The organism is Roseivivax sp. CAU 1761 (assembly GCF_054482755.1).
The window spans coordinates 177734-204062 of record NZ_JBTLRM010000002.1; the positions used below are offsets into that span (position 1 = coordinate 177734).

Genomic DNA, 26329 nt, shown 5'->3' on the forward strand with positions numbered 1-26329 from the left:
AATCGCGCGTCATGTCGATCACCAGCAGCGCCGGGCGGAGCGGCGCGGCGCCGGTGGCGCCGTAGCCCGCCGCATCGCGCACCGCGCGGTCCGTGTCGCTGAGATAGGCGCGCCAGAGCGCCTCGAAATCCTGAGTGTCCGTCATGGGCGGCAGGATGCGGCGAGATCCGATCACAACACAAGAAGCCGTGGCAGGCGGCCGTTCCGTATAGAGAGGAGGAGACCTCAATGACCAAGATTCCCCATCGCGCCCTCGCGGCGGCGGCGCTGGCGGCGCTGGCCGCCGGCCCGGCGCTGGCCCAGGACGACTGGCCGTCCGAGCCGATCACCTTCGTGGTGCCCTACAGCCCCGGCGGCGGCTTCGACAGCTACGTGCGCGCCGTCGCCCCCGAGATGGAGCGCATCCTCGGCACCGAGGTGGTGGTCGAGAACATCCCTGGCGCCGGCGGCCAGCGCGGCGCCTCCACGGTCTACCGCGCCGATCCCGACGGCTACACGATCGGCATCTGGAACGTGCCCGGCCTGACCGTGCCGCAGCTTCTGGGCCAGTCCTCGGGCTACGACCTGACCGACGTGACCTGGATCGGCAACCTCGCCAGCTCCAACTACGCGCTGGCGGTGCAGTCGGGCAGCGAGTTCGACAGCCTCGAGGCGCTGTGCAGCCAGGGCGAGCCGTTCAAGCATTCCGATACCGGTCCGGCCTCGACCTCGTCGGTGACGGCCAAGATCGCCATGACCCTGATCGACTGCCCGATCCAGAACGTCACCGGCTACAAGGGCTCGACCGACACCATCATCGGGCTCATGCGCGGCGAGGTCGACGCCACCATCAAGCCCATCGCCTCGCTGATGAAATACGTCGAGTCGGGCGATGTGGAACTGCTCATGACGCTCGAGGACGAGCGCTCGCTCGAGGATGTGCCGACCTCCACCGAACTGGGCTACGAGCAGTTCGCCAAGTTCAACCTGCGGCGCATCGTCGGCGGCCCTCCGGGCATCCCGGCCGAGATCCAGCAGAAGCTCTCGAACGCGCTGATCGAAGCGGCGAATTCCGAGACGGTGCAGGAATGGTCCGCCAGCTCGAACCGGCCGCTCGATCCGATCGGCGCCGACGAGGCCGCGGCCGAGATGGCCGAGCTGATGGATTTCTACAGCCAGTACAAGGACATCCTGGCCGAGTGATCGGCCGGACAGGGACCGGGGCCGCCGCGCGCGGCCCCGGACCGCAGCCCAGAGGTGGGGGATCATGGGACTCGACGTTCTCTTCGACGCGCTGCTGACGGTCTTTACCGGCGGATCGGCCATCTACGTGGCGCTCGGCGTGATGCTGGGGCTCTGTTTCGGGGTGATCCCGGGGCTGGGCGGCACCACGGCGCTGGCGCTGCTGATCCCGGTGACCTTCGCGATGGATTCGCTCGACGCGATGTACCTCGCCGGCGGGGTCATGGGCGCCACCTCCTTCGGCGGGTCGCTGACCGCGATCCTGCTCAACACGCCGGGCACCGCGCCCAACGCCGCCACCACCTTCGACGGCTACCCGCTGGCGCGGCAGGGCAAGGCGGGGCTCGCCATCGGCGCCTCGGCCACCGCCTCGGCCATGGGCGGGCTGATCGGGCTCTTCACGCTGCTGCTGGTGATCCCGGTGGCGCGCGAACTGGTGCTGGCCTTCGGCCCGGCCGAGTTCTTCCTGCTGACGCTGCTGGGCCTCGCCGCCATCGCGGTCTCGGCGCGCGGCAAGCTCTTGCGCGGGCTGATCGCCGGTGGCGTCGGGCTGATGCTGGCCTTCGTGGGCTCCGACACGGTGTCGGGCGAGCTGCGCTTCACCCTCGACAGCGACTATCTCTGGGACGGCATCCCGCTGGTGCCGACGCTGACCGGCATGTTCGCGTTGAGCCAGATGATCGAGCTCGGCCTCAAGGGCGGCTCGGTCGCCGGCTCCGTGGAGGAGGGCCGCAAGCGCATCACCGGCGTCTGGGCCGGCGCCGCGGCGGTGTTCCGGCACTGGACAGTGCTGCTTCGCGGCTCGGCCATCGGCACGCTGATCGGCGCCATTCCGGGGCTCGGCGGCACCGTGGCCTCGTTCATCGCCTATACCTCGACGGTGCAATCCTCGCGCGACCCCGAAAGCTTCGGCAAGGGCAACATCGTCGGCGTCATCGCGCCCGAGGCCGCCAACAACGCCAAGGACGGCGGCAGCCTCGTGCCCACCGTGGCCTTCGGCATCCCCGGCAGTGCCGAGACGGCGCTGTTCCTCGGCATCCTGGTGCTGCACGGCATCGATCCGGGGCCGACGATCCTTCTCGACAACCAGCGCGAGGTCTACGGCCTGATCGTGGCGCTGACGCTGTCGGCCATCGGCGCCTCGATCCTCGGGCTGATCTTCGCCCGCTGGCTGGTGCTGATCACCTTCATCAACGTGCATTTCCTGGTGCCGGTGGTGGTCGCGGTGTCGCTCACCGGGGTCTACGTGCTCGACGGGCGGATGGGCGACGTGATCCTCGCCATGGTGATGGGCATCGTCGGCTACCTGATGCTGCGCTTCGACTATCCGCGGCTGACGCTGGTCATCGCGCTTGTCTTGGGCGAGACCGCCGAGCGGTCCTTCCACCAGACCCGGATGATTTCGGACGGCGAGATGCTGGGCTTCATGGCGGCGCGGCCGCAATCGCTGATCCTGATCGCGCTGATCGTGCTGACGCTGCTGCTGCCGTCGCTGCGCAAGGTGAAGCTGTTCCGCCGGGCGGCGGCATGAGCGCCGCCGGCAGCTTCCACTGCCCGGTACGGCTGATCTGGGGGGCCGAGGCGCTCTCCCACCTCGCGGAATGCCTGACCTATGCCGGCATCACCCGGCCGCTGATCGTCAGCGACCCGGCGATCCTCGCCGGGCCCGCGGGGCGGCTCCTGCGCGCGGCGCTGCCCGAGGCGGCGCTGCATGATAGCTGCGGCGTCGATGCGCGGGCCGAGGACATCGCCGCGGCCTGCGACCGCCTGCGCGCGGCGGGCTGCGACGGCGTGTTGGGGTTGGGCGGCGGCTCGGCGCTCTGCACCGCCAAGGCCACGGCGATCGCCGCCACCTGCGGCACCGACCTGCGGCGGCTCGAGGGCGCGCCGGACCTGCCGGCGCCGCCGCTGCCGATGGTGCTGATCCCCAGCACCGCCGGGTCGGGCACCGAGGTCTCGCCCTACACCATCCTGCGCGACGCGGCCGGCAAGTTTACCATCGGCGGGCCCTCGGCCTTTGCCCGGGTGGCGCTGCTCGACCCGCGGGCGCTCGACGGCGCACCGCGCGGTGTGGCGGCGGCGGCGATGGCCGATGCGCTGTCGCACGCGCTCGAGGCCGCGACCTCGCAGAAGGCCACCCCGGTCTCGGACGCGCTGGCGCTGCGGGCGCTGCGGCTCCTGGCGGGCGCCGCGGCGGCGGCGCTCGATCCCGGCGAGCCTGCGGCGCGGATCGATTGCCTGCTGGGCTCGGCACTGGCCAACATGGCCTGCGGTCAGGCGCGGCTGGGCCTCGCGCACCGGCTGGCACGGCCGCTCGAGGGCGCCACGGGGGCGAGCCACGGCGCCGCCATCGCGGCGCTTTTGCCGGTGACGCTGCCGGCGGCGCTGGCGGCGCGGCCGCATATCGCCCCGGAGCTGGCGGCGGCGATTGGTGCGCCCGACGCGGCGGCAATCCCCGACGCTGTGGCGTCGCGGCTCTGGGCGCTGGGGCTGGCGCCGCGGCTGACCGCCCGGCCCGAGGCCGCGGCCCCCCGGGCACTGGCAGAGGCGGCGCTGTGGCGGCCCGGCGAACCCGAACCCGGCCCGCCGCACGACGCGGCGCTGGTGCCGGCGGCCAACGGCGCGGCGATGCCGCTGAGCGCCGCCGCGGCGGCGCTCGAGGCGGTGCTGGCGCGCTGAGGCGTCAGTCCTGCGGCGCCTCGATCACCACGGCGGTGTCGTGCGGCACGACCTTGTAGGTCTTGAGCTTGAGGATGCAGGGCGGCGCCACGACCTCGCCGTTGCGGATGTCGAACTGCCCGGCATGGAAGTCGCACTCGATCACGTGGCCCTCGAGATAGCCCTCGGAGAGCTCGCCCGGCCCGTGCGTGCACTGGTTGTCGGTGACGTAGAAATGCTCGCCCACATGATAGACGGCCAGCTCAAGGTCGTCGGTGTCGACGCGGATCACCTCACCCTCGGGGATCTCGTCCTTGGCGCAGAGTTCGATCAGATTTTCGGTGTCGGACATCATCCATCCTCATTCGGTCTTTCGGGAGAAAATGTAGGAACGACGTTCCATATGCAAGAAATGACGAGAGCTTTTTCCGCTCTACGGGACGCGCCGCGCGGGCGCAGTTCCCGACGCGCCCCGAACGCATACAAATAAAATCAATTACTTGCGTGCCGGATCGCCCGCCGATCCGCCCCGAAACCGACCGCCGTTCCGCATGCGGGAATGTTGTTTTGGCGAAATCCCGTTGCTACAGATCGGGGGACACGGGAGGTCAGACGATGGACAAGCGAACCGACAGCGCCCCCGAGACCGAGACCGCCGAGGACGGCACCGAGATCGGTCCCAAGGGCTATTACCATTCCAACAAGAACCGCATCTTCGTCCGGGCGATCCAGGGCGAGTACAACCTGCAGCAGAAGCTCGACGAGCTCCGCGCGCAGCCGCGGGTCCGCAAGGCCAGCGAGATCAAGTTCGTCGACGGCCCGCAGGCCTACAGCCGGCATTATGTCGAGCCCAAGGACAACATCACCCAGCTGTTCCACATCCACCTCGAGGAATACGGCCCCGGCGGCAAGAGCCAGAAGCACGGCCACGTCAACGAGGCGGCGTTCTACATCCTCGACGGCGAGGGCTACGAGATCCACGACGAGCAGCGCTACGACTGGAAGGCCGGCGACGTGGCGATTGTGCACAACAATTGCGTGCACCAGCATTTCAACGCCTCCGACACCAAGCCGGCGCGCGCGCTGGTGCTGAAGACCAAGCCGATGTTCGTCTTCATGAACATGCTGTTCCAGAAGACCGTGGAGCCGCGCTCGACCGAGCCCGCGCCCGGCGGAGAGGGCTTCGAGGTGCGCGAGGAAGAGGACGATCACAACCATCCCGAGGGGGGCTACTGATGGCCTGGGGCGAAACCTCCGTCTGGATCGACGGCACCGAGAACGCGCCGCTCTACCAGGACCTGCTGGACGACGCCGCGGCGCGGCCCGCCCGCGACGCCAAGCGCAAGAAGGTCATTCATCCCGAGGAAATGCCGTGGGAGATGTCGCGGCAGGGGCTGCTCAAGCACCTCATCAACGAGGCGATGAACACCCGGATGGAGACCGTCGACGCCTACATGCAGATCATCCCGCCGGGGTCGAAATCGGGCAAGCACCGGCACCTCGCCGAGGAATGCCTCTACGTGCTCGAGGGCCGCGGTTACGACCTGCACCAGGATTGCGACGTCGAGATCACCGACGAGTATTTCTGGAAGCCGCAGGACGAGGTGAAGAAGTTCGAATACGAGGCCGGCGACGTGATCTACGTGCCGCCCAACACCATCCACCAGCATTTCAACGCCGATCCGGACCGGCCGCTGCGGCTGATCTCGACCATCAACCGCATCTTCAAGCAATGCGGCCTGAACGATCTCGAACAGATCGAGGACGCGCCGGAATACCAGCCCGGCCTGACCCTGACGCCCGAGATCATCCGCGACTTCCTGCGCGGCACGCGCTGAGCCTGAAGCCGCCCCGGACGCCCGAGCCGCGCCGGGGCGGCGCCTTCGACGTATTCACAACAGACGGATTTGCCCATGTTCGGCGCGGCGCTGGCCTTTGCTTCGGCGGCCTTTTTCGGCCTCAACAACGCCACCGTGCGGCGCGGCGTGCTCAAGTCCACGGTGCTGCAGGGCATGGCGATCACCGTGCCGCTGGGGGTGCCGCTGTTCCTCGGCTTCGCGCTGCTGATGGGCGGGTTCGAGGCGATGGCCGCCTGGCCGGTCTCGACCTTCGGCTGGATGGTGGCGGCGGGGCTCGTGCATTTCGTCATCGGCCGCTACGGCAATTACCGCGCCACCCAGGCGCTTGGCGCCACGCTGTCGACGCCGATCCAGCAGGTCTCGATCCTGATCGCGCTGGGGCTGGGCTTCGCCTTTCTGGGCGAGACGGTGAACGCGGTGAACCTCGCCGGCATCGTGCTGGTGATCGTCGGGCCGATGATGGTGATGCGCCGCCGCCGCGCCGCCACCAGGACCGGCGGTGCCAAGGGGTTCGACCCCGACTACCCGGCCGGCATGGCCTGGGGCGCGGTCTGCGCGCTGGGATACGGCGCCTCGCCGCTCTTCATCGCGCTGGGGCTCGAGGCGGCGGGCGGCGGGCTCGCCGACAGCGTCGGCGGGGTGCTCGTCTCCTACGTGGCGGCGACGGTGCTGGTGGCGGTGCTGGTGATGCTCGCCGGCGGGCGCAGCTACATGGGCGGGCTCGATGCGGGCTCGCGCGGCTGGTTCCTGGCCTCGGCGCTCTTCGTGGCGCTGTCGCAGCTCTTCCGCTACCTCGCACTGGCGGTGGCGCCGGTGGCGGTGGTGGTGCCGATCCAGCGCCTGTCGGTGGTGTTCCGGCTGATCTTCAACGCCATGCTGAACCGCGAGCACGAGGTCTTCGACGCCTGGGTGGTGGGCTCGATCCTGCTGGCCGTGCTGGGCGCGGTGGCGCTGGCCGGCGACACCACGATGCTGCTCACCATCCTCGGCCTGCCCGAGGCGCTGATCCTGCAGCTGGCGGCGCCGCTGGTCTGAGGCCGCACGCGGGGAGGGTGGTGCCATCAACCTCAAGCAGCTGATCTATTTCCGCAAGGCGCTGGAGACCGGCAACCTGACCCGCGCGGCCGAGGCGCTGAACGTGGCGCAGACCGCGCTGGGGCTGCAGATCCGCAACCTCGAGGAGGAGCTGGGCGTCACCCTGCTGGAGCGTCACGCCCGGGGCGTCACCGCCACCGCCGCGGGCGGCATCCTGAACCGCCATGCCGGCGACATCCTGGAGCGGATCGAGGCGGCGAAGGCCGCGGTGCGGGCCCGGGCCGGGCTCTCGGCGGCGACCGTCCGGCTGGGCCTCACGCCCTCCATCGTACGGCTGGTGGGCGACGCCATCCTGACCGACCTGACCCGGATGCTGCCGGGGACCGAGTTGATCCTGATCGAGGAATTCAGCTTCGTTCTGGCCGAGCAGATGGCGCGCGGGGAGCTCTGCTGCGCGCTCAGCTTCTCGCCCGAGCTCGACCCGCGCTACGACCGCCGGGCGCTGCTGGAGGAGGATCTGTTCCTGATGGTGCCGGCGCACGATCCCGCCGGCGATGCGCCGATTGCCTTCCGCGACATCGCGCCCTACGACCTCGCCCTGACCGCCAAGCAGGACGTGGTGACCCGCGCCGTGGAGCAGATCGCCGGCCGGCTCGGGATCGGGCTGAACGTCGCCTATCAGGTGCAGTCGCTGCGGGCGGTCAAGGACCTGGTGGCCAAGGGCGTCGCCGCCACCATCATGCCCTATGGCGCGGCCGAGGGCGAATTGCGCAGCGGGCTCTTCCGCGCGCGGCCGATCACCGCGCCGGCGGTGGTGCGCACGCTGGCCTTCCTGACCCCGCGCGACCGCGCGGCGGCCGGGCTGGGGCCCGAGATCGATGCTTTCGTGGATGCGGTGGCCGACCGGCTGCACGCCGCGTCGGGCCCGGTGACGCGGCGCCTCTGAGGCGCCGCGGTCACGATCAGGCGGCGGGATGCGCGCGGATCGCGTCCATCGCGGCGCCCGGCACGTCGGCGCGGGTCAGGCCGCGCTGCGCCAGCTCGGCATCGCTCTCGGCGGAGAGGCGCGCGTAGACGAGGTAGGCTTGGTAGCCCGCCGTCAGGCCGGAGAGATAACGCGCCACGGCGCGCGGGGTGATCGAGCCCGCCAGGTCGCGCAGACGGAACGGCCGGGCGGGGGAGTTGCTGGTCAACATGGTCATAACGGTTTCCCCTTTTGCTGCAGTGCAACATAAGCAGGGGAGTTGAGAAATCAACGCCCGATCCGGGACCGGGCAACCGCCATGCGAAAGGTGCAACCCTCCGCGAGACCCCTCAGAGACCGCGCGATTTCAGCGCCTTGTCGAGCCGCGGATAGACGCGCCTCGCATTGCCCTCGAAGACCTTGGCGCGGTCCGCGTCGCTGAGATCGAGCGCGTCGATATAGCGCTTGGTGTCGTCGAAATTGTGCCCGGTCTCCGGGTCCACGCCCTTCACCGCGCCGAACATCTCGGAGGCGAACAGGATGTTGTCGACGTCGATCACCTCGAACAGGCAGTCGATGCCGGCCTGGTGGTAGACGCAGGTGTCGAAATAGACGTTGCGCATCACGTGCTCGGACAGCGGCGGCTTGCCCATCATGTCGGCCAGCCCGCGGTAGCGGCCCCAGTGATAGGGCACCGCGCCGCCGCCATGCGGGATGATCAGCCGCAGGTCGGGGAAGTCGGAGAACAGGTCGCCCTGCAGGAATTGCATGAAGGCGGTGGTGTCGGCGTTGATGTAATGCGCGCCGGTCATGTGGAAGTTCGGGTTGCAGGAGCCCGAGACGTGGATCATCGCCGGCACGTCGAGCTCCACCATCTTTTCGAAGAACGGATACCAGGCGCGGTCGGTCAGCGGCACGCCGGTCCACATGCCCCCCGACGGGTCGGGGTTCAGGTTGCAGCCGACGAAGCCCATATCGACGCAGCGCTCCAGCTCCTCGATGGCGTTGGCGATCGGCGCCTGCGGGTTCTGCGGCAGCTGGCAGACGCCGATGAAGTTCTCCGGAAAGAGCTGGGTGACGCGGTGGATCATGTCGTTGGAGGCGCGGCTCCATTCCTTCGACACCGCCTCGTCGCCGACATGGTGTCCCATGCCCGAGGCGCGCGGCGAGAAGATCGTCATGTCGCCGCCGCGGTCCTTCAGCGCCTTGAGCTGGTTGTTGGCGATGCTGTCGCGGATCTCGTCGTCGGAGATCTCGGCCAGGTCGGGCTTCGGGTTGGCCTTCGGATCCTCGTAATGCGCCACCTGCGCCTTGCGGAAGTCCATGAAGGCCTTGGGTTCGGTGGTGTAATGGCCGTGGCAGTCGATGATCATCCGCAAGTCTCCCGGTATTCCGCCTGTGTCATGTAGGTCAGGCCCTTCTCGGCCAGACGCGGGCGCATGTTGTTGATGTCGATGCCGAGCTCTCCGGCGCCGTAGCGGGCGCGGATCTTCTCCTCGCGGTCGATGCGGGCCTGCGCCAGCTCGACCACCCGGGCCGCGTCGCGGCGCGGCACCACCACGACGCCGTCATTGTCGGCGACGATCACGTCGCCCGGATGGACCAGCTCGTCGCCGCAGGAGACCGGCACGTTCACGTCGCCCAGCGTCTCCTTCACCGTGCCATGGGCGCAGATCGAGCGGGACCAGACCGGGAAGCCCATCTTCTCGAGGTCGTCGACGTCGCGGCAGCCGGCATCGATCACCAGCCCGCGCACCCCGCGCGTCTGGTAGAGCGTGCCCAGGAGGTCGCCGAAATAACCCGCATGCGCCTCGCCGATGGCGGCGGCGACGAGGATGTCGCCCTCGCGGCACTGTTCGGCGGCGACGTGAATCATCCAGTTGTCGCCCGGCGGCAGGGTGCAGGTCACGGCGGTGCCGCTGATCGCCGGCCCGCGCCAGATCGGCCGCAGCCGCTGGTGCATGAGCCCGGTGCGGCCCTGCGCCTCGTGCACGGTGGCCACGCCGTAGCGCGCCAGCGCATCGGCGGCTTCGCGGTCGGCGCGGGTGATGTCGGTGACGCAGACGGGCATGGGTGGCTCCTTCAGGCGGGAACGGGGGCGCGGCAGGCCAGGAAGCCTTGGCGCAGGGTCTCGGCATCGAGGTTGCGGCCGATGAAGACCAGGGTGCTGCGGTGCGGCGGCGGGCCCGGCCAGGGCGTCACCAGATCGCCCTCGAGCAGCATGTGCACCGCCTGCACCACGAGGCGCCGGCGTTCGCCCGCGGCCCACAGGATGCCCTTGGTGCGCAGGATGTCCTCGCCCCGGACGGTCAGCAGGTCGGTGAGCCAGCGCTCCACCGCGGCGGCGTCGAGCGGCCCCTGGCAGGTCAGCGTGACCGAGCCGATGCCGGCGGTGTGGTCGTGGTGATGATGCCCGGCGCCGTCGGCCTCCGGCAGCCGGTCGGCCACCGCCTCGAGATCGAAGCCGCGCGCGCCGAAGACCCGGTCGGGATGCGCGCGCCCGCGGTTGATCCGGTAGATCGGCGCGCTGGTGTTCAGCGCCGCGAGCCGTGCCTCGGTGGCCTCGATGCCGGCTGCCTCGTCGGACTTGTTCAGGAGCAGCACGCTCGCCAGAGCGACCTGCGAAGCGGCGTCGGCGCTGGCGTCGATCTGCGCGTCGATGTGCAGCGCGTCGGCCACCGTCACCACGGCGTCGAGCCGGAGCTGCGCCGCCAGCACCTGGTCGGCGGTGAAGGTCTGGATCACCGGGGCCGGGTTGGCGAGGCCGGTGGTCTCGATGACGATGCCGTCGAGCGCGTCGCCGCGGTCGAGAAGCCCGCGCAGCGTCCGGATCAGGTCGCCGCGCACCACGCAGCACAGACAACCCGAACTCAGCTCTACCAGCTCCTCGTCGCCGCTCTCGATCAGGCTGCCGTCGATGCCGGCATCGCCGAACTCGTTGACGATCACCGCCAGGCGCCGCCCGGTCTGGTGCAGCAGATGGTTGATCAGCGTGGTCTTGCCCGCCCCGAGATGCCCGGTGATCACGGTGACGGGCAGGCGGGGATCGGCCATGGCCTCACTCCCAGGGCATCAGCGAGACGTGGATGGCCTCCCCGCTGGCGCCGACCGCCTTGATCGCGTCATGGGTCTGTTCCAGCCCGAAGCGGTGCGTGGTGATCAGGTCGAGCTCGAAGCGGTCCGAGTTCAACTGCTGCAGCGCCAGCTCGCAGCTCTGGTAATTGTGCCCGCGCGCCGCCTTCACGGTGATGTACTTGTTGGCGATCTTGCCGAACGGGAAGTTCGGGAACTCGGCCAGCCCCTCGCCCTGGATCAGCAGCGTGCCGCCCTTGCGCTTCAGCGCCTCGATGCCCAGGAGCGTCGGAATGGTGCCGGCGCCGGCGGTGCAGTCGAGCGCGACGTCGACGCCCTCGCCGCCGGTGGCCTGCATGATCGCCTCGAGCGGGTCTTCCTCGTCGACATTGATGGTGACGTCGGCGCCGAGCCGCTTCGCCACCTCGAGCCGCTTCTTGTCCTTGGCGGTGCCGGTGATGATGATCAGAGAGGCGCCGGCCTGTTTCGCGGTCACCACCTGGCTCAGCCCCTGCTGGCCCGGGCCCTGCACCAGCAGCCGCGTGTTGTAGCCCACGCCGCAATCGAAGAGCGCCCACTGGATGCCGTTGGCCATCGGCGTGACCACGCCGGCGAGCTCCGGCGACAAGCCCTTCGGCACCTTGTGCAGCACCGCGTTCCACGGCAGGAACATGTATTGCGCGAAGCCGCCCCAGAGATGCGGCGCGCGGGTCATCGGCGTGTAGCCGAAGCGCAGCCCCTCGGGGTTCTTGCGCCAGTCCGTGGCCATGCAGAGCCGGTAATCGCCGCGGTGGCAATGCTCGCAGGCCATGCAGCCGACGTAATGCTCGGCGAAGACCAGGTCGCCCTCCTTCAGGCCGCGGCGCTTCTGGAAGGTCTTTCCGGCCTTGGCGATGGTGCCGATATTCTCGTGCCCCATGATCACCGGCTCGTCGATCGGCGGCTTCGCATAGAACTTCACGTCGGTGCCGCAGATGCCCGCCACCTCGACCTTCAGCAGCGCGCAATCGTCGGGCACGTCCGGCATGTCGAACTCGCGGAACTCGGTGATCTCGGGGCCGGTGCGGACCGCGGCAACCACTTTCTCGGACATCGGCGATCCTCCCCTCGCGCTTCGCTGTTGACGACAGGGGTAGCAAAGGGCCAGACTGCAATCAAGAACGATGTTCCATATATGGGAACGATCCAAACGCAAGTCACGAATTCAGGCGGAGCGCGGCACAGGCGATGTTCGGACGGCTTTCGGGCGATCCCGGCAACCTCGCGCATCTTAGGCGCATCGAGGCGGCCCTGCGCGTCCGCTACGGGCTGCCGGCGGAATCCTTGGTGCTCGTGCGCGAGGAGCCGGGGCGGCTGCCGGGCTTCCCGCCGCGCCAGACGGTGATCCGCTTCTGGATCGGGCCTGAGCGCTACCGCCTGACCCTCTTCACCCCCGCGGCCCAAGTCGCGGAGACCGATCTGCCGGTCGCCTGGCTGCTGCCGAGCCTGCGCGACGACGGCGAGGCCGATTGCTGCTGATCTTTCGAAAGGACGACGATGCCCAAGACCCGCCTGACCGCCGTGAGCCGCACCCAGGGCAACAACCGCGCCCTGAAGGAGGGGGCGGTGACGCTGCCCGATTTCGAGCTCGATTTCGAGGAGGTGAACCCGCTGCCCCGGGCCTTCCGCCGCATGGTGCGGGAGGGCGCTTACGACGTGTCGGAAATGGCGCTGACCACCTTCCTCTGCGCCCGCGCCCATGGCGCGAAGCTCACCGGGCTGCCGATCTTCCTGGTGCGCGACTTCCACCACAAATCGATGGCGATGAATGCCCGGGCCGGGCTCGCGGGTCCGAAGGATCTCGAGGGCCGCCGCGTCGGCGTGATGCGCGGCTACACGGTGACCACCGGGGTCTGGGCCCGCGCCATCCTCGCCGAGGAGCACGGGCTCGATCTGGACCAGGTCACCTGGGCGCGCTCCGACGACGAGCATGTGGCCGAGTATGTGCCGCCCGCCAATGTCACCGAACTCGGCGGCAGCGGCACGCTGGAAGAGCAGATCCAGGCCGGCGACCCGGTGGCGGGCGTCGGCCTGCCCGCCAAGGCGGACGGGCTGGCGCCGCTCATCCCCGACGCCTTAGCGGCCGGGCTCGCCGCCTGCCGCGACCGCGGCTTCTACCCGATCAACCATCTCATCGTGGTGCGCGACGACGTGCTGGAGGCGCATCCCGGCCTGGCCGAGCAGCTCTTCGACGCCTTCGTGGCCTCGAAGCGCCTCTATCTCGACGATCTCGGCGCCGGCCGCATCGCCGCGCCCGCCGCCACCGACAAGGTGCACCAGGCGGTGCGCGACCTGGGCCGCGACCCGCTGCCCTACGGCCTCGCCCCGAACCGCGAAGTGCTCGACACGCTGATGGCCCATGTGGTGGCGCAGAAGATCGTCGACCGCCCGCTGCCGCTCGCGGATCTCTTCGCCCGCGACCTTCTGGAGCGCGCCGGCTGACCCCGGCCCCGCTTCTTCTGAGCCAAATATCCTCGGGGGTGAATGGGCCGCAGGCCCAGAGGGGGCAGACAGCCCCCTGTCCGTGGCCCTCCGTTACGGGGGGTCGCCAACCCTTCAGCCGACCGAGGTCAGGAACTCGATCACCCGCGCCGGCGCGGTCTCCTCGGTCTGGTCGTCGACCGCGACGTCCCAGTATTCCGAACCCGAGAGGCATTCCTGCAGGTAGCGCGCCGCCGAGGTGGCGTGGAAGCCGTCTGCGCCGGGCACCACGAGGGCCGGGATGTCGAGCCGCATCAGGTCCTCGGGCTCGGCCCCCGGCGCGGTGTCGCGGTCGATCAGCCCGCGCACCATGCCGGTAACCGTCAGCAGGTAGCGTTTCAGGTCGAGCGCCGCGAAGGCCTCCGCGAAGGCGTCGGAATTGCGGATCGGCTGCGCCCAGGGGCCGGGGCGGGGATCGGCGGAGAAGTTCTTGTCGTGGCTGCGCGCCAGCTCGACCACCGCCCCCAGCCCGTTCTCCTCGGCGAAGGCCAGGTGGCGGGCGAAGCGCTGGTGGCCGGAGATCCGGTAATTCGCCCCGCCCACCGGCCAGTAATGCACCATCGACAGCGTGCGTTCGGGCAGCGCCACGCCGAAGGCCGCGACCGGGCAGCAGCCCATGCAGCCGCCCATCAGATGCGCGCGCTCATGCCCGAGATGGTCGAGCAGCCCCGCCGCCTGGCGCACGAAATTCTGCCAGGTGATGCGCTCCACCCGGCCGCCCGATTGCCCGTTCTCGCGTCGGTCGAAGAGGATGCAGGTGAAGTGCTTTGGCAGATGCTCGAGCAGCCGGATGCGCTTGTAGACACCCAGATCGCTCCATTTCTCGATCCGCGCATCGAACCCGCCGGGCGAGAACATCAACAGCGGCGGGCCGGAGCCCATGACCTCGTAGCGGGTGGAAATCCCGTCCGTTTCCGCGACTGGCATCGCCTTACCTCCCCGGTTGTCCCTTGATCTGGCGCGCGCCGCGCACGTCGCCGGCGCATTCGGCCAGCGCATCGTGCATCACCTGCGCCACGTTGGCGTAGCCCTTGGCCTCCTGGCCCACGAGCGAAGCGTCGTAGCCCACCGCGGCCTGCGCCAGCCGCACCCGGCCGTCGAGCCAGGGCCCGCCGCCGAAACCGCCGATCACTGGGATCGAGACCGCCTCCACGACCTTGGGGCCCACGACCGGGCCGGAATTGGTGAAGTCCAGAAGCACCGCCCCGGCCTCTTCCAGCATCTTCGCCTCGGCGATCATCCGGTCTTCCATGCCGGCCACCAGGTCGGACCCGGCCTTGGCCTGGTTCTCGTAGGGGATGCCCATGGCGAGCGCGGTCTGCGGCGTCAGGCCGAACTGCGCCCAGACCGGGATGCCGGCGCGCGCCAGCGCGGTCACCGCATCGGGGTACTCGGCCGCGCCGTCGAGCTTCAAGAGGTCGATGCCGGCCTCCTTGACCAGCCGGATGCCGGCGCGCACCGCGGCATCGACGCCTTCCTGCAGCGGGCCGTAAGGGAAATCGGCCGAGACCAGCGCGCGCTTGACGCCGCGGCGCACCGCCTTGGTCACGATCACCATCTCGTCCATGCTGATCTCGAACATGGTGTCGCGGCCCCAGAGGTTCTTGCCCACGGTGTCGCCGACCGACACGATCTCCACCCCGACCCGGTCGGCGATGGCGGCCATGTGGGTGTCCCAGGCGACGACGCCGAAGATCTTCTCGCGATCGCGCTTCATCTGGTGCAGCTGCGGGATGGTGACGCTCATGCGGCTCTCTCCTCGATGGGGGACCGGCGCAGGCGGCGGCGCGTCCGGCCGGGGCCGGGCGCGCGGTGCCGCAAGCGGGGCCGGGGGATCAGTAGAATTCGTCGAAATGCACCCGCTCGGGCGGCAGACCGGCCTCGTGCGCCATCAGCTGCACGGCCTGGCTCATCGCCGCCGGGCCGGCGAAGTAGAGCTCGCACTCCGCCACCGCCGCGCCCATCTCGGCCTGCACCGCCTCGTGCAGGAAGCCGCGTGCGCCGGTCCAGCCGGCGCCGGCCTCCGACAGGGCCGGGGTGAAGGCGATGCGGCCGGCGAGCTCCGGCCCCAGCGCGGCCGCGGGGTCGAACAGGTCGGCCTCGCCGCGGGCGCCGTAGAAGAGGTGCAGCTTGCGGTCCTCCAGCATCCCCGCCCGGGCCGCGCCGCGGGCGATCGAGACCATCGGCGACAGGCCCGAGCCGCCGGCCAGCAGCACGATGTCGCGCGGGCTGTCCTCGCGCAGCCAAGCGGTGCCGTAGGGGCCGTCCAGCGTCACCCGGTCGCCGGGCGTCAGCGCGTCGAAAAGCGCGCCGGTGGCGGCGCCGTCGGGCTTGCGCTTGATCAGGAACTCCCAGAGCCCCTCGCCGGGCAGGTTCGACATGGAATAGGCCCGCCCGCCCTCGACGCCCTCGGGGGCGATCAGCGCGTATTGCCCGGGCCGGAAGCCGTCCGTCCCCTCGAGCCGGAGGCTGAAGGCGGCGATGTCGTGGGTCAGCGGCGTCACCCGCACCAGTTCCGCCTGCTGCCTCGCCGGGCGGTCGCGCGGTGCGGCGTCGGCGTCGGGGCGCAGCTTGATCGTGCAATCGGTCAGCGGCTCGGCCTGACAGCCCAGCCAGCGGGCGCGCTTGGCGTCCTTCTTCTCCGACCAGGCGGGCGGCTCGGCGCGCTGGTGGCGCACCTCGCCCTCGATCAGCTGGAACTTGCAATTGCCGCATTCGCCCACGTTGCAGGAATAGGGCACGCCGAGCCCGGCGCGGAGGGCGGCACGCAGGATCGTGTCGCCTTCGGCGCAGGGGAATTGCGTGCCGTCGGACTGAAGCGTGATCGTGGGCATGGGGCTGGGGTGCTCCTGGGGTCGGGATCAGACGTAGATCGGCTGGCGGCGGATATAGCCGAGGCGTTCGGAGATCTTGGCCGCCGCCTCGATGGCCACCGGGCCGAGCTTGGGAAACATGCTCTTGCGGATGCGCACGCGCGGGCCGGCGATGCCCACCGCGGCGATGACGCGGCCGTCGGCATTGTGGATCGGCGCGGCGATGCAGCGCGTGCCCTCGTCGCATTCCTCGTCCTCGACGGCGTAGCCCTGGCGCTTGGTCTTGCGGATGCGGGCGCGCAGTTCGTCCTCGTCGGTGACCGACTTGTCGGTGCGCGCGGTGCGCGGCATGGCGAGGAACTTGGCCAGCTCGGGTTCGCGCAGCCCGGCGATCAGGCACAGGCCCTCGGCGGTGCAATAGGCCGGCTTGAGCTGGCCGGTGCCGGAGCGCAGGCGCAGGGTCTGCGGGCTTTCGAAATCGTGCAGGAAGACCACCCGGTCGCGCTCCAGCACCGCGAGGCGGGTGTTCTCCTGGGTGACGTCGCGCAGCTCGTTGAGGATCAGCTTGCTCTCCGAGGTCACGTCGAGCCGCGAGCGCACCAGCGCGCCCAGCGAGAACAGCCCGACGCCGAGGCTGTAACGGCCGTTCTCGGGGTTCTGCTGCAGCAGATCCTCGTCGAGCAGCGTGCCGGCGAGCCGGTGCACGGTGCTTTTCGCGACGTTGAGCCGCTTGGCGAGTTCGGAGATGCCGAGCTCGGTATCCTCCTCGGTGAAGGTCTTCAGGAGATGGATCGCGGTCGCCACCGAGGACAGCCGCGAGCTGTCGCGCCGGGGGTTGCGGTTGATCTCCTTCCGCCCGGCGGGCTTGGCTTCGACTTCGTCCGACATCATGCGCTCCGTTCCGCTGGATAGAACCGCTTTCCAGTTTTCGGGACGGCGGCGTTACCTGTCAATCGCATCCCCGCCATTACGACCGCTCCGCGTCGGGATCGTGGTGATGGTGCCCGTGATCGTGCGCGTGCCCGTGGCCGTGGCCGTGGCCGTGGTGATGGTCGTGGCCTTGGTGGTGGTGATGGCCGTGCGGGTGGCTGTGGCCGTGCGCCGGCTGGAACTGGATGCGCTCCTGCCGCCGCGGCCCGCGCGGATCCTCGGAGAAGAGCAGCGACTTGACCGTCACCGGCACGGTGAAGGAGGGCAGCCGCACCTTGCCGAGGTCGATATAGTCGAAATCGCGCAGCGCGATGCCGTCGAGGATCAGCAGGTCGTTCGCAAGCCCGATCTCGTCGCGCAGGATGCCGCCCAGGGTCTGCGCGATGTCGCCGTCGATCATCACGTGCAGCGGGTGGCCGGCGTCGAGCCGCGGCCGCAGGGCGGACGCGATGCCGTCGGCGAGGCGGCGGATGGCGCCGTATTCGGGCGCGCGGTCGAACTCGAAGGCGAGCGCCACCTCGTCGGTCGCCGGCGCGAGGTCGAAAGCCTCGAAATGGTGGCGGATGGCCTCGGCGATCTCGTCCGGCGTTGGCTCGCCGGTGAGGTCGAGCGCCGGTTTCAGGACCTGCATGGAGCGCCGCGGCAGCACCTTGCCGGGGCGGGTGATGGTCGAGGTCTGGCCCGAGAGCTGCACCGAATATTCCGAGGCGCCGAGCGCGGTGGCGCGGATGCAGGCCGCGGCTTCGCGCAGCGGTGCGCCGAAGTCGCCGGCATCGAGCCGGGCGCGCAGGAGGCGCCCGAGATGGAAGCCGATATCGCCGAAATCGCGGTCCTCGCGCCCGGCGACGTATTCGCCGACCCCGCCCGAGACGATGATCGCGTCGAGTTGCCCGATGTCGTCGGGAATGTCGGTCAGGAACAGCTCCGCGACCTCCGGCGGCAGGGGCCGCCGCGTCACCGCGGCGACCAACAGGTCGGCCATGTGCGCCGCGACGCGTTCCAGCGCGTCGGGCGGGCAGGGCGCGCCGAGCGCCAGGTCGAGCCCCGCAGCGGCGGCGTGGTGGCGCCCGGTGGGCTCCAGCCGGCGCACCGCGCCGTCCTCGGTGGCGATCAGCCGCCCGCCGATGCCCATGGCGGCGGTCCAGACGACCTCGCCCTTGACGCAGAGCGCCAGCTTCGTCGTCCCACCGCCGATATCGACGTTGAGGATGCGCGACTGCCCGTCATGGCTCGCCTTGGCGGCGCCGGACCCGTAGGCGGCCAGCATCGCCTCCATGTGGTTGCCGGCGGTGGCGGTGACGAAATCGCCGCCCTTTTCCGAGACCACGCCGGCGATCGCCTCGGCGTTGGCGCGGCGCAGCGCCTCGCCGGTCAGGATCACCACGCCGGTGTCGATGTCGGCGGGGCGCACCGCGGCCTCGGCATAGGCGGCATCGATGATCGCGCCGAGCGCCGCGGCGTCGATCTCGGTCTCGCCGGCATAGGGGGTGAAGGCGACGGGGCTCTCATAGGCGGTCTTGCGGTCGACGATGACGTAGCGCGAGGCATGGCTGTCGGCGACGCGCTGCAGATGGATGGTGGAAAAGATCACCTGTGTGCCGGCGCTGCCGATATCGATGCCGACGCTGGTCAGCGCCACGTTGTCGCGCTGCCAGATCGGGTTCTCCTCGAGCGGGCCCGGATCGATGTCGTCGTGATCGTGATCGGCGTCCGGGCCATGTTCGTGCGGGTAGAAATCGCCGAACATGTGATCGTCGATCGTGTGTCTCTCGGGTCGCTTCTCGTCGGCCATCACGCGTTCCTTTATGTGGACCGGTGGTCCATTGACGCGACCGTAGCCGGGAGCCTATCGTTCATGCAACCGAAAAAGTCCGGGGCCCGCGACGGGCAGGCACCGGGGGAGGGAGTGACGATGAACACGCATGCACGGGTGTCCGACAAGCTGGCCGAGAAGTTCAAGACCGAGAAGGAGACGCCCTATACGCGTTTCCTGAAGGCCGAGGGGCTCGACATCATCAACGGCAATTACGTGCCGTCGCTGCACGAGGTGGAGCTGAAGCCCTGGGCGCGGCGCGGCGGCAACGCGGTGTTCATGAACCACGACGCCAGCCGCACCACCAACGATTGCTACGTCATGGAGATCCCCGCCGGCGGCAAGCTGGCGCCGCACCGCCAGCTCTTCGAGGAGACGGTGCTGATCCTGTCGGGCCGCGGCTCCACCGTGGTCTGGGACGATGCCGGCAACAAGGTGAGCTTCGAATGGGGGCCGGGCGCGATCTTCGGCATCCCGCTCAACGCCAACCACCAGCATTTCAACGGCTCGGGCTCGGAGCCCGCGCGCTATATCGGCGTCACCAACATGCCGCCGATCATGAACGTCTACGAAGAGCCCGACTTCATCTTCAACACGTCGCACGACTTCAAGGGCCGGTTCTCGGGCGAGCCCGACTACTTCGCCGAGCAGAAGGAGATGCAGGGCCTGCTGCTCGAGACCAACTACGTCGCCGACGCGGTCAACCTGCCGCTCGTCGAGGCCAAGGAGCGCGGCGCCGGCGGCGGGCATATCCGCTTCCAGCTCGCCAAGTGCTCGATGAACAGCCATATCAGCCAGTTCCCGGTCGGCACCTACAAGAAGTGCCACCGCCACGGCCCCGGCGCGCATGTCATCATCCTGTCGGGCGAGGGCTATTCGCTGATGTGGCCCGAGGGCGCCGAGCCCAAGCGCTACGACTGGAAGCCGGGCTCGATGATCGTGCCGCCCAACATGTGGTATCACCAGCACTTCAACACCGGCACCACGCCGGCGCGCTATCTGGCCTTCAAGTACGAGGGCGTGGCGATCCGCAACGAGCAGGGCGTGCCGAAGGCGTGGATCAGCCAGCGCATCGGCGGCGACCAGATCGACTATGCCGACGAGAGCGACCTGGTGCGCACCATGTTCGCCGACGCGCTGAAGGAAAACGGCCTGTCCTCGAAGATGGACGCGGCCTACGAGGCCGAAAAGGCCGACCTGCCGCCCAAGGGCTGAGGCGGCGCGGTCCGAGGGACCGGATCACACGGGCGCCGCGGCGGCCGGGCACAGCGCCCCGCGCCGCCGCGGGCGCGCAGGACTTAGGGAAGGAGCGAGCGCCATGCTGCGCAAGGATGTCAACGATCTCTTGACCCAGACCGACCCGGGCACCGCCATGGGCGACATGTTCCGGAAATACTGGATCCCGGCGCTCTTGGCGCGGGAGCTGCCCGAGGACGATTGCCCGCCGGTGCGCGTGAAGCTCCTCGGCGAGCGGCTGATCGCGTTCCGCGACAGCAAGGGCCGCTACGGCCTGATGGACGAGTTCTGCGCCCATCGCGGCGTGTCGCTGTGGTTCGGCCGTAACGAGGAGGGCGGGCTGCGCTGCCCCTATCACGGCTGGAAATACGACTATACCGGCCAGTGCATCGAGGTGCCTTCGGAGCCCGAAGAATCGGGCTTCTGCGAGAAGATCAAGCTCCGGGCCTACCCGCTGATCAAGATCGGCGACGTGCTCTGGACCCATATGGGCGACAAAGAGGACCGGCCGCCCGAGCCGACCTGGGAGTTTGCCACCGTTCCCGAAGAGCAGACCTACACCTCCAAGCGCTGGCAGGAATGCAACTGGCTGCAGGCGATGGAGGGCGGCATCGACAGCTCGCACGTCTCCTTCCTGCATTCCGGCGGGCTGAAGAGCGACCCGCTCTTCAAGGGCGCCAAGGGCAACCAGTACAACCAGAACGACAAGAAGCCGGTCTTCGAGGTGGTGCAGTCCGATGGCGGCCTGATGATCGGAGCCCGGCGCATGGCCGAGGAGGGGCATTACTACTGGCGCGTGACGCCCTGGGTCATGCCGTCCTTCACCATGGTGCCGCCGCGCGGCGACCACCCGGTGCACGGCCATTTCTGGATCCCGATCGACGATCACAATTGCTGGGCCTGGTCCTTCGACTACCACCCGACCCGCGCGCTCACCGACGAGGAGCGGCAGGCGATGATCGACGGCTACGGCATCCACAACCAGTACGTGCCCGGCACCTTCCGCCCGCTCCAGAACAAGGACAACGACTACCTGATGGATCGCGAGGCGCAGAAGAGCGGCGAGAGCTTCTCGGGCATCTGGGGCATTGCCATGCAGGATGCCAGCCTGCAGGAAAGCATGGGGCCGATCGTCGACCGGACGAAGGAGAACCTCGTGTCGACCGACAACGGCATCATCATGGCGCGGCACCGGCTGAAGAAGGCGGTCACCGCGCTGCGCGACAAGGGCATCGACCCGCCGGGCCGGGTGCCCGAGCACCAGATGGTCCGCTCGGCCGCGCGGGTGCTGCCGCAGGACGAGCCCTTCCAGGACGCCATGGCCGAGGATCTGACGGTCCGCCACGGCGTCAAGCAGACCTCGGTGTAAGGACGCCCCCCCGCATGCCGCACGATTCAGACGACATCTTCGAGGCGGACAACGCCACGCGGGAAGGGCGCGGCCCGGTCGACCATCCGACCATGCTGCATGCCTGCGCCCGCGCGGCGACCGCCGAGGAGGCCCGCTTCCGCATCCAGCATCCGAATTCGCGCACCCGGTCGAGCCGCATCTTCGCACTCGACCCGGCGGCGGCGGAAGCGATGTACGGCGTCACCGAGGCGCCGTGGAACGACGCGCATTTCCTGACGCTGGGCGCCACCGCGGTCGATCCCGAGACCCGAGCCGCCGACCTGCCGCTCAGCCACCCCGACGGCTCCGCCGCGGCGCTGATCGAGGAGCTGGAGGGCGCCGACATGGTGGTGCTGCTGGCCACCGAGGGCAGCGGCGAGGGCGCGGCCGAGGTGATCGCGCGCGAATGCTTCGAGCGGCGGATCATGTGCGCGGGCCTGGCCCTGGCGCAGGGCCGCGGCGACCGCGACGTCTCGGCGGTGGTCAACGCCATGCGCCGCTTCGCGCGGGTCCTGGTGGTGGCGCAGGACGACGATTTCATCCCCGCCATGCTGACGGCGCTCCGGGCATGAGCGGCGTGGGGAGAAAGACCGCCCTGATCCTGGGCGGCGTGCTGATCGCCGGGACCGGCGCGGCACTCGGGCTGTGGGGCGGCTGGGCCGTGCTGTGGCTGGGCTTCGTCATCGGCATGGCGCATGCGTTGGAGGCCGACCACCTCGCCGCGGTGGCGGCGATGACCGGGCGCGAGGACGGCCCGCGCCGGCTGATCCTGCGCGGAATGGCCTGGGGCGCCGGTCACACGCTGGCGCTGTTCGCGATCTGTGCCACGGTGATCGCGCTCGGGCTCACCATCTCGGGCCGGCTCGAGGCCGGGCTGGAATTCGCCGTCGGGCTGATGATCGCGGGGCTCGGCCTGCGCATGCTGTGGCGGCTGCGGCGCGACCGCGTGCACATCCACGTGCACGAGCATGACGGCCGCCGCCACATCCATGCCCACAGCCATGCCGGCGAGACGGGCGAGCACGCCGCTTCGCCGCACGGCCACAGCCACCGCGCGCCGGGCCATCTCGGCACCGTCGGGGTTGGCCTCGTGCACGGCGCGGCGGGGTCCGCGGGCCTGCTTGTGCTGACCGTGGCGGCGACCGACAGCCTGGCCCAGGCGATGGCCTATTGCGCCATCTTCGGCTTGGGCTCGCTGGCCGGCATGGCGGCGCTCAGCGCCGCGGCCAGCCTGCCGCTCGGCCTCTTGGAGCGCGGCGCCAGCTGGATGCGCCCCGTGGCGATGGCCGGGATCGGCGTCTTCGCGGTCTGGGTCGGCGGCAGCCTCGCCGTCGAAAGCTTCGGCGCGCTCTAGGGCGCGCCCCATAGAAGGGTCAGGGCCATGTGCGGCGAGATCGACGAACAGGTGCAGGTCGGACAGGACCTGCTCGAGCAGATGCGGGTGATGGCCCGCCGGCAGGGGCTGGAGCCGGGCACAGCGCCCGGCGCCGCGCCCCGCGGCCTCGCCGAGGCAGAGGGCCGCGCCGCCTACATGGAAGCCGTCTTCCGCGACGGGCTGGCCCGCGCCATGGCCGACATCGCCGCCGCCGAGGAGGACGAGACGGTCGACGCGCTGGCCGCCCAGGCCATCGCGCTGGCGCGGCTGGCGGGCTACCTCGCCGGGCAACTGCCGCCCGAGGCCGATCTCTTCCGCGCGCTGATCGAGGCGGTGAGCGCCGGCCATGCCGAGCCGCAGCGCCTCGCCGCGGCGCACCGCGCCGAACAGGACCACCATCACGGCCACAGCCACGACGACCATTCCCACCACCATCATTGATCGATTTTTGAAGGAGGCCGCCCCGCCGTGCCCCGCTTTGCCTTCCTGTCCGATCCCGACTGGCGCCGCGAGGTGCTGATCGACGGGTTCGGCAAGGGCTTCTGGGGTTTCGCGGCGGTCGCCGTCGGCACCGGCGCGCTGTGCTGGGCGGTCAAGGGGCCCGAGGCGGTGATGCGCGCCATCCTGCATGACGGTGCGCTGGTCGTCGACCTGATGCCGCGGGTGATCGTGGCGCTGTCGATCGCCGCGCTGATCTGGTTCCTGCTGCCGCGCGACCGCATCTCGGCGCTGGTCGGCACCGAGAGCGGCATCATGGGCCTTGTCATCGCCACCGCCGCCGGCGCGGTGACGCCGGGCGGGCCGTCCTCGGCCTATGCGCTGCTCGCCGTGCTGGCCGCCTCGGGCGCCGATCGCGGCGCCATGGTGGCCTACATCACCTCCTGGGCGACGCTCGGGCTGCAGCGCGTGCTGGTCTGGGACGTGCCCTTCATGGGGGCCGAATTCGCCTTCCTGCGCATTCTCGTCAGCCTGCCGCTGCCGGTCCTGGCCGGGCTGTTCGCGCGGCGGCTGCCCTTCACGCTGCGGCTCAAGGAAGAGCCGCCCGGGGACGGCGACAGGCGGCCGGCGCGGGCATGAGCGCGGGCTTTCTCGTCCTTCTCGCGATGCTGGCGGGCCTCCTGGTCCTCGCCGTGCGTCGGCGGGTGGCGGCCGGGCCGGTGGTGCAGCGGCTGATCGAGCAATTCGCCAAGCTGGTGCCGCGGATGCTCTGCGCGCTGGTGGCGGCGGGCTTCATCGCCGAGCTGATCCCGCAGCGCGCGATCTCGGCCCATCTCGGCACCGATGCCGGGCTTCTGGCCCTGCCGGTCGCCGCCGCGGCGGGCCTGCTGGTGCCGGCCGGGCCGGTCATCGCCTTCGCCATCGCCGCGGTCTTCGCCAAGGCCGGCGCGGCGCCGGCGGCGCTGGTGACCTTCGTGACCTCCTGGGCGGTCTACGCGGCGCACCGCATCTTTATCTACGAGCTGCCGCTGATGGGCGCGTCCTTCCTGCGGCTGCGCGCCGTCTCGGTCCTCGCCGTGCCCTTCGCGGCGGGGATCCTGGCGATGCTCGTGGGGCTCATCGCGGGCTTCGGCACCCCGAACCCGGTCGAGTAGGGCACCCCCGCAAGGCCCCCCGAAACGCAAGGGGGTGTCCGCAACTTGCGGGGGACGACTTCGTTCGGAGCGAGGAGCCGACATTTATCCGCCTTTCCGCGGCGGATGCGACCGGTGGATGTCACCAGAGCCTCAGGACACGCCGTGCCATAATGCCCGTGCGCATCTCACAGGGGCATGCCCGCGGCCTCCAGCGCTGCCAGCCAGCGATCTGCCAGCCCCGGCGCCGTCCACATGCCCGTGATCACTGCCCGTTCGCGCGCCACGGTCCAGTCGGGGTTTTCGCCTAGGAAAGCCGCCATCGCGGCCTCCGCCCTGACCGGGTTGCCAAGGCAGAGGTGGATCGCGGCCAGCGTCTTGTTCGCGGCCACCGGCATCGACGGCGCGGCTGTGAACGTGTCCAGCGCCGCGTCGCAGACGCCTTTCTGCCACTGGATCCGTGCTTTGGTCCAGTTCGTGTCGTGCCCGTAAAGCGGATCGATCAGCTCGATATCGGCGATCTCTTCCAGCGCCTCGTCCGTCTTGCCGACAAAGGCCAGCGCCTGCGCCAAGGCGTTTCGGGCGAATGACGAGGACGGATTCAACTCCACCGCGCGGTGGAAGGCGCTGATGGCACCCTCGACATCACGGTTGAACATCAGCACGCGCCCCAAGGCGTGAAAGGCGAGGAAATTGTTGGGGTCGAGCTCCACCCCCTTGCGGGCAAGATCGCCCATCCGCTGGCGGATCGCAGTCTCGTCGCCTTCGACCCAGCCGTAGCGCAGCCCGATGCGAAGCGACAGGGCTTGGCCCACCGGGCCCCAGGCGGAATCGGGATAGTCCCGGATGGACTGCTCCTGCTCCGCGATGTTGACCAGCAGGCTATCCCGGGAGAAATTGCGCATGATCCGGCTTTGTGCCGCGTTCGCGATCAGCAGGGCGCTGACATCGCCGTCCGACATCTGGGGCTCGGCCATGTCGACGACCTTTTCCCCCACCGCGTTGGCGATCTTGCGGCTGATCCGGCTGTTCGCGCGCAACAGCTCGTCCAGGGGCACGTCAAACTCGTCGGCCCAGAGGTTTGCCTCCGTCGCACCGTCGATCAACCGGGCCGTCGTGCGCACATGCGTGCCGTCGTATTGCTGGCTGCCTTCCAGCACGAAATCGGCGCCGAGCCGTTCCGCGATGTCCGACACGGCAAGCTCGGAGTCACGGAAGGTAAAGCTGGACCTCCGGGAGATGATCAGGAACTGCGGGTAGCGTGCCAGCAAGGTCGTGATGTTGTCGCTCACCGCATCGCTCAGGTAGCCTTGGTATTCCGGCGGGCTGAAGTCGTCGAACGGCAGGACCGCGATCACCGGCGGCCCTGGCGGCTCTGCGGGGCGCAGCAGGGCGAAGGCAAGCGCGCAGGCGCCGAGCACCATGACGGCCAGCAGGGCCAGCTTTCGCCTGCGCGGCGACCGATCCGGCGCGGCCGGGGCGGGCGGAACCAGCCGATACCCCTTGCGCGGCACGGTTTCGACGATGCGCTTGTCGGTGTCCTCAAGGACCCGCCGTATCTCGGCGATGCATTGCGCGACGCTGTCTGTGGTTACCGCGCGGCCCTGCCAGACCTCTTCGATCAGCGCATCCTGGCTGACCGTTTCACCCGGCGCCCTGGCCAGCGCCATGAGCACCTCGCGCGACTGGTGCCGCAGGTCCAGCTCCTTGTCGTCATGGGAAAAAAGCCGCCCGACGGAGCGGTCGAGAACCGCTGTCCCAAGGTCGATTTCAGAGGATTTCGCCTCTCTTCGTTTGACGAAACGCACCTCCCTGACCTCCGATCAAGGCCACCGCCGCCCCGCATGTCGGAATTGGCCTGTCCAAAGAAGA

28 protein-coding genes are annotated in these 26329 nt (G+C 69.7%); 16 read left to right on the forward strand and 12 right to left on the reverse strand.

Annotated elements, in window-relative coordinates:
• Positions 1–228 precede the first annotated feature (228 nt).
• The 3 genes from ACXYMW_RS02570 (at position 229) to ACXYMW_RS02580 (ending at position 3900) form a co-directional block, all read left to right on the forward strand.
• The gene (locus ACXYMW_RS02570; RefSeq protein WP_459033722.1) at positions 229–1182 is read left to right on the forward strand and encodes a Bug family tripartite tricarboxylate transporter substrate binding protein; all 954 of its coding nucleotides are present in this window, start codon (positions 229–231) and stop codon (positions 1180–1182) included.
• Between the two features lie 64 nt (positions 1183–1246).
• The gene (locus ACXYMW_RS02575; RefSeq protein ID WP_459033723.1) at positions 1247–2752 is read left to right on the forward strand and encodes a tripartite tricarboxylate transporter permease; all 1506 of its coding nucleotides are present in this window, start codon (positions 1247–1249) and stop codon (positions 2750–2752) included.
• Positions 2749–3900: an iron-containing alcohol dehydrogenase gene (locus ACXYMW_RS02580; RefSeq protein ID WP_459033724.1), complete on the forward strand. Its 1152-nt coding sequence runs from the start codon at positions 2749–2751 to the stop codon at positions 3898–3900. Before ACXYMW_RS02575 ends, ACXYMW_RS02580 begins: the two co-directional genes overlap by 4 nt.
• A gap of 4 nt (positions 3901–3904) precedes the next feature.
• Here ACXYMW_RS02580 and ACXYMW_RS02585 read toward each other — a convergent pair whose 3' ends face one another.
• Positions 3905–4231, reverse strand: a complete 327-nt coding sequence (locus ACXYMW_RS02585; RefSeq protein ID WP_459033725.1) for a non-heme iron oxygenase ferredoxin subunit — start codon at positions 4229–4231, stop codon at positions 3905–3907.
• 263 nt (positions 4232–4494) lie between these two features.
• Here ACXYMW_RS02585 and ACXYMW_RS02590 point away from each other — a divergent pair, with 263 nt between their 5' ends.
• The 4 genes from ACXYMW_RS02590 (at position 4495) to ACXYMW_RS02605 (ending at position 7719) form a co-directional block, all read left to right on the forward strand.
• A complete protein-coding gene (locus ACXYMW_RS02590; protein WP_459033726.1) occupies positions 4495–5115 on the forward strand; it encodes a cupin domain-containing protein in 621 nt (206 codons plus the stop codon).
• Positions 5115–5717 (forward strand): cupin domain-containing protein, encoded by a 603-nt coding sequence (locus ACXYMW_RS02595; protein ID WP_459033727.1) that lies wholly within the window; start codon positions 5115–5117, stop codon positions 5715–5717. The genes ACXYMW_RS02590 and ACXYMW_RS02595 overlap by 1 nt, the downstream gene beginning before the upstream one ends.
• Before the next feature lie 75 nt (positions 5718–5792).
• The gene (locus ACXYMW_RS02600) at positions 5793–6773 is read left to right on the forward strand and encodes an EamA family transporter (protein WP_459033728.1); all 981 of its coding nucleotides are present in this window, start codon (positions 5793–5795) and stop codon (positions 6771–6773) included.
• Between the two features lie 43 nt (positions 6774–6816).
• A complete protein-coding gene (locus ACXYMW_RS02605) occupies positions 6817–7719 on the forward strand; it encodes a LysR family transcriptional regulator (RefSeq protein ID WP_459033803.1) in 903 nt (300 codons plus the stop codon).
• A 16-nt stretch (positions 7720–7735) separates the two neighbouring features.
• Here ACXYMW_RS02605 and ACXYMW_RS02610 read toward each other — a convergent pair whose 3' ends face one another.
• The 5 genes from ACXYMW_RS02610 to ACXYMW_RS02630 form a co-directional block, all read right to left on the reverse strand.
• The gene (locus ACXYMW_RS02610) at positions 7736–7975 is read right to left on the reverse strand and encodes a hypothetical protein (RefSeq protein ID WP_459033729.1); all 240 of its coding nucleotides are present in this window, start codon (positions 7973–7975) and stop codon (positions 7736–7738) included.
• Between the two features lie 112 nt (positions 7976–8087).
• Entirely contained in the window at positions 8088–9110 is a 1023-nt protein-coding gene (locus tag ACXYMW_RS02615) for an amidohydrolase family protein (protein ID WP_459033730.1), read from the reverse strand.
• Positions 9107–9808 carry a 4-carboxy-4-hydroxy-2-oxoadipate aldolase/oxaloacetate decarboxylase gene (locus ACXYMW_RS02620; RefSeq protein ID WP_459033731.1) on the reverse strand — a complete coding sequence of 234 codons (702 nt, stop codon included), beginning with the start codon at positions 9806–9808 and terminating at the stop codon, positions 9107–9109. The genes ACXYMW_RS02615 and ACXYMW_RS02620 overlap by 4 nt, the downstream gene beginning before the upstream one ends.
• 11 nt (positions 9809–9819) lie before the next feature.
• The gene (locus ACXYMW_RS02625) at positions 9820–10791 is read right to left on the reverse strand and encodes a CobW family GTP-binding protein (protein WP_459033732.1); all 972 of its coding nucleotides are present in this window, start codon (positions 10789–10791) and stop codon (positions 9820–9822) included.
• A 4-nt stretch (positions 10792–10795) separates the two neighbouring features.
• The gene (locus tag ACXYMW_RS02630) at positions 10796–11902 is read right to left on the reverse strand and encodes a zinc-dependent alcohol dehydrogenase (RefSeq protein ID WP_459033733.1); all 1107 of its coding nucleotides are present in this window, start codon (positions 11900–11902) and stop codon (positions 10796–10798) included.
• A gap of 134 nt (positions 11903–12036) precedes the next feature.
• Here ACXYMW_RS02630 and ACXYMW_RS02635 point away from each other — a divergent pair, with 134 nt between their 5' ends.
• Both ACXYMW_RS02635 and ACXYMW_RS02640 read left to right on the forward strand, forming a co-directional pair.
• Entirely contained in the window at positions 12037–12327 is a 291-nt protein-coding gene (locus ACXYMW_RS02635) for a hypothetical protein (RefSeq protein ID WP_459033734.1), read from the forward strand.
• A gap of 18 nt (positions 12328–12345) precedes the next feature.
• Positions 12346–13290: an ABC transporter substrate-binding protein gene (locus tag ACXYMW_RS02640; RefSeq protein WP_459033735.1), complete on the forward strand. Its 945-nt coding sequence runs from the start codon at positions 12346–12348 to the stop codon at positions 13288–13290.
• Positions 13291–13404: 114 nt separating this feature from the next.
• Here ACXYMW_RS02640 and ACXYMW_RS02645 read toward each other — a convergent pair whose 3' ends face one another.
• The 5 genes from ACXYMW_RS02645 to ACXYMW_RS02665 all read right to left on the reverse strand — a co-directional run bounded on the left by ACXYMW_RS02645 (position 13405) and on the right by ACXYMW_RS02665 (position 18864).
• On the reverse strand, positions 13405–14256 hold the full coding sequence (locus ACXYMW_RS02645) for an alpha/beta fold hydrolase (RefSeq protein ID WP_459033736.1): 852 nt from the start codon (positions 14254–14256) through the stop codon (positions 13405–13407).
• A gap of 4 nt (positions 14257–14260) precedes the next feature.
• On the reverse strand, positions 14261–15076 hold the full coding sequence (locus ACXYMW_RS02650; RefSeq protein WP_459033737.1) for a 3-methyl-2-oxobutanoate hydroxymethyltransferase: 816 nt from the start codon (positions 15074–15076) through the stop codon (positions 14261–14263).
• An 88-nt stretch (positions 15077–15164) separates the two neighbouring features.
• On the reverse strand, positions 15165–16163 hold the full coding sequence (locus ACXYMW_RS02655) for a 2Fe-2S iron-sulfur cluster-binding protein (RefSeq protein ID WP_459033738.1): 999 nt from the start codon (positions 16161–16163) through the stop codon (positions 15165–15167).
• A 27-nt stretch (positions 16164–16190) separates the two neighbouring features.
• Complete coding sequence (locus ACXYMW_RS02660; protein WP_459033739.1) at positions 16191–17030, reverse strand: IclR family transcriptional regulator; 840 nt, start codon at positions 17028–17030, stop codon at positions 16191–16193.
• Between the two features lie 79 nt (positions 17031–17109).
• Complete coding sequence (locus ACXYMW_RS02665; protein ID WP_459033740.1) at positions 17110–18864, reverse strand: ethanolamine ammonia-lyase reactivating factor EutA; 1755 nt, start codon at positions 18862–18864, stop codon at positions 17110–17112.
• Between the two features lie 120 nt (positions 18865–18984).
• Here ACXYMW_RS02665 and ACXYMW_RS02670 point away from each other — a divergent pair, with 120 nt between their 5' ends.
• The 7 genes from ACXYMW_RS02670 to ACXYMW_RS02700 all read left to right on the forward strand — a co-directional run bounded on the left by ACXYMW_RS02670 (position 18985) and on the right by ACXYMW_RS02700 (position 24478).
• Positions 18985–20100 carry a cupin domain-containing protein gene (locus ACXYMW_RS02670; protein ID WP_459033741.1) on the forward strand — a complete coding sequence of 372 codons (1116 nt, stop codon included), beginning with the start codon at positions 18985–18987 and terminating at the stop codon, positions 20098–20100.
• A 103-nt stretch (positions 20101–20203) separates the two neighbouring features.
• Entirely contained in the window at positions 20204–21490 is a 1287-nt protein-coding gene (locus ACXYMW_RS02675) for a Rieske 2Fe-2S domain-containing protein (RefSeq protein WP_459033742.1), read from the forward strand.
• 14 nt (positions 21491–21504) lie between these two features.
• Positions 21505–22083 (forward strand): hypothetical protein, encoded by a 579-nt coding sequence (locus ACXYMW_RS02680; RefSeq protein ID WP_459033743.1) that lies wholly within the window; start codon positions 21505–21507, stop codon positions 22081–22083.
• Positions 22080–22865: a hypothetical protein gene (locus ACXYMW_RS02685; protein WP_459033744.1), complete on the forward strand. Its 786-nt coding sequence runs from the start codon at positions 22080–22082 to the stop codon at positions 22863–22865. Before ACXYMW_RS02680 ends, ACXYMW_RS02685 begins: the two co-directional genes overlap by 4 nt.
• A gap of 27 nt (positions 22866–22892) precedes the next feature.
• Positions 22893–23327, forward strand: coding sequence for a hypothetical protein (locus ACXYMW_RS02690; RefSeq protein ID WP_459033745.1), 435 nt, complete (start codon positions 22893–22895; stop codon positions 23325–23327).
• Between the two features lie 27 nt (positions 23328–23354).
• Positions 23355–23963, forward strand: a complete 609-nt coding sequence (locus ACXYMW_RS02695) for a hypothetical protein (RefSeq protein WP_459033746.1) — start codon at positions 23355–23357, stop codon at positions 23961–23963.
• Positions 23960–24478, forward strand: a complete 519-nt coding sequence (locus ACXYMW_RS02700; protein WP_459033747.1) for a hypothetical protein — start codon at positions 23960–23962, stop codon at positions 24476–24478. Before ACXYMW_RS02695 ends, ACXYMW_RS02700 begins: the two co-directional genes overlap by 4 nt.
• A 167-nt stretch (positions 24479–24645) precedes the next feature.
• On the opposite strand, the gene ACXYMW_RS02705 is transcribed toward ACXYMW_RS02700, so the two are convergent.
• Positions 24646–26265: a winged helix-turn-helix domain-containing protein gene (locus ACXYMW_RS02705; RefSeq protein WP_459033748.1), complete on the reverse strand. Its 1620-nt coding sequence runs from the start codon at positions 26263–26265 to the stop codon at positions 24646–24648.
• Positions 26266–26329 lie beyond the last annotated feature (64 nt).

Coding starts and splice junctions, on each gene's coding strand:
- ACXYMW_RS02600 (WP_459033728.1), top strand. CDS start 5,793: ATGTTCGGCGCGGCGCTGGCCTTTGCTTCGGCGGCCTTTTTCGGCCTC.
- ACXYMW_RS02595 (WP_459033727.1), top strand. CDS start 5,115: ATGGCCTGGGGCGAAACCTCCGTCTGGATCGACGGCACCGAGAACGCG.
- ACXYMW_RS02630 (WP_459033733.1), bottom strand. CDS start 11,902: ATGTCCGAGAAAGTGGTTGCCGCGGTCCGCACCGGCCCCGAGATCACC.
- ACXYMW_RS02700 (WP_459033747.1), top strand. CDS start 23,960: ATGAGCGCGGGCTTTCTCGTCCTTCTCGCGATGCTGGCGGGCCTCCTG.
- ACXYMW_RS02655 (WP_459033738.1), bottom strand. CDS start 16,163: ATGCCCACGATCACGCTTCAGTCCGACGGCACGCAATTCCCCTGCGCC.
- ACXYMW_RS02685 (WP_459033744.1), top strand. CDS start 22,080: ATGAGCGGCGTGGGGAGAAAGACCGCCCTGATCCTGGGCGGCGTGCTG.
- ACXYMW_RS02645 (WP_459033736.1), bottom strand. CDS start 14,256: ATGCCAGTCGCGGAAACGGACGGGATTTCCACCCGCTACGAGGTCATG.
- ACXYMW_RS02650 (WP_459033737.1), bottom strand. CDS start 15,076: ATGAGCGTCACCATCCCGCAGCTGCACCAGATGAAGCGCGATCGCGAG.
- ACXYMW_RS02625 (WP_459033732.1), bottom strand. CDS start 10,791: ATGGCCGATCCCCGCCTGCCCGTCACCGTGATCACCGGGCATCTCGGG.
- ACXYMW_RS02590 (WP_459033726.1), top strand. CDS start 4,495: ATGGACAAGCGAACCGACAGCGCCCCCGAGACCGAGACCGCCGAGGAC.
- ACXYMW_RS02585 (WP_459033725.1), bottom strand. CDS start 4,231: ATGTCCGACACCGAAAATCTGATCGAACTCTGCGCCAAGGACGAGATC.
- ACXYMW_RS02575 (WP_459033723.1), top strand. CDS start 1,247: ATGGGACTCGACGTTCTCTTCGACGCGCTGCTGACGGTCTTTACCGGC.
- ACXYMW_RS02570 (WP_459033722.1), top strand. CDS start 229: ATGACCAAGATTCCCCATCGCGCCCTCGCGGCGGCGGCGCTGGCGGCG.
- ACXYMW_RS02635 (WP_459033734.1), top strand. CDS start 12,037: ATGTTCGGACGGCTTTCGGGCGATCCCGGCAACCTCGCGCATCTTAGG.
- ACXYMW_RS02580 (WP_459033724.1), top strand. CDS start 2,749: ATGAGCGCCGCCGGCAGCTTCCACTGCCCGGTACGGCTGATCTGGGGG.
- ACXYMW_RS02640 (WP_459033735.1), top strand. CDS start 12,346: ATGCCCAAGACCCGCCTGACCGCCGTGAGCCGCACCCAGGGCAACAAC.
- ACXYMW_RS02660 (WP_459033739.1), bottom strand. CDS start 17,030: ATGTCGGACGAAGTCGAAGCCAAGCCCGCCGGGCGGAAGGAGATCAAC.
- ACXYMW_RS02615 (WP_459033730.1), bottom strand. CDS start 9,110: ATGATCATCGACTGCCACGGCCATTACACCACCGAACCCAAGGCCTTC.
- ACXYMW_RS02620 (WP_459033731.1), bottom strand. CDS start 9,808: ATGCCCGTCTGCGTCACCGACATCACCCGCGCCGACCGCGAAGCCGCC.
- ACXYMW_RS02690 (WP_459033745.1), top strand. CDS start 22,893: ATGTGCGGCGAGATCGACGAACAGGTGCAGGTCGGACAGGACCTGCTC.
- ACXYMW_RS02665 (WP_459033740.1), bottom strand. CDS start 18,864: ATGGCCGACGAGAAGCGACCCGAGAGACACACGATCGACGATCACATG.
- ACXYMW_RS02670 (WP_459033741.1), top strand. CDS start 18,985: ATGAACACGCATGCACGGGTGTCCGACAAGCTGGCCGAGAAGTTCAAG.
- ACXYMW_RS02610 (WP_459033729.1), bottom strand. CDS start 7,975: ATGACCATGTTGACCAGCAACTCCCCCGCCCGGCCGTTCCGTCTGCGC.
- ACXYMW_RS02680 (WP_459033743.1), top strand. CDS start 21,505: ATGCCGCACGATTCAGACGACATCTTCGAGGCGGACAACGCCACGCGG.
- ACXYMW_RS02675 (WP_459033742.1), top strand. CDS start 20,204: ATGCTGCGCAAGGATGTCAACGATCTCTTGACCCAGACCGACCCGGGC.